At 41.4% G+C, this 987-nt stretch carries 1 protein-coding gene; it reads right to left on the reverse strand.

Features of this window, described 5'->3' with window-relative positions; genetic code table 11:
• Positions 1 to 636, reverse strand: a 636-nt coding sequence (locus tag CCU_RS11585) for an ADP-ribosylglycohydrolase family protein (protein WP_208896203.1), incomplete at its 3' end; no start/stop codon positions are given.
• Between the last annotated feature and the right edge of the window lie 351 nt (positions 637 to 987).

The following is a 987-nucleotide window of genomic DNA, read 5'->3' on the forward strand; positions in this document are numbered from 1 at the left end:
AAACGTATCAATCACATAGCCTGAAGATCCCATGCCATCACTTCTCAACACATTTTCAATACCGATAGCTCCCGACAACTTTGAATTGCCCGGCACATGTCTCTTTATCGACTCTGCAAGTGACACACCATTTACAAGATCAATGGCAATCCTGACATAACACACACAGGCAAGCTTTGACAAGCTGTGTGCATGTGTTATAGCTGACACAGCCTCTATCTCCGCGTCCGTTATTCCTTCAACAAATGCCAACGGAATGATCCTCATAAGTGAACCATTGCCATTGGACCACTCGTCATCACAACCTCTTCCAGATCTGATAGCCGCAGCGCACGTATTTCCGCAGTCAAACACTTCTCCAAACGGTGTATATGCTCCTTCTTTTAGCCATCTGCGGAATCTGTCTCTGATGTCGTCCACATCAACTCTGCCACACGCTTTGATACTGGCGCAAGTGGCAAGCGCCATACTGGTATCATCCGACCAGGTTCCCTCCGGCTGATTGTGCGTACCGTAGCCTATCATATCTGTACATTCAAATGCGCCCCTAGATTTAAATTCATACGGGACGCCCAACGCATCACCTACAGCAAGGCCGTAGATGGCGGATTTTAAAGTATTTGTCTTGTCATTCATATCTCTTTCTCCCATCATATATCATCATTGTTTTTTTGTCCTTTATCACGTCAATATATCCAACAGTGGTAAGTGCTGTGGTTAACAAATAATGTCATTATTCTATAAATTTACATTACTCTATCTACATAAGATTACTCAACTATCCCCACGCCAAGTCAAGGAAATATATCTACAACAGTAGAAATTATTTAAGGTTACTCAACATCAGCTACAGATATCACATCAACAGTATCTACAACAGTAGAAATTATTTAAGGTTACTCAACATCAGCTACAGATATCACATCAACAGTATCTACAACAGTAGAAATTATTTAAGGTTACTCAACAATAGTTAGCATGATTGGT

This window comes from Coprococcus sp. ART55/1, assembly GCF_000210595.1.
GTDB lineage: Bacteria > Bacillota > Clostridia > Lachnospirales > Lachnospiraceae > Coprococcus > Coprococcus aceti.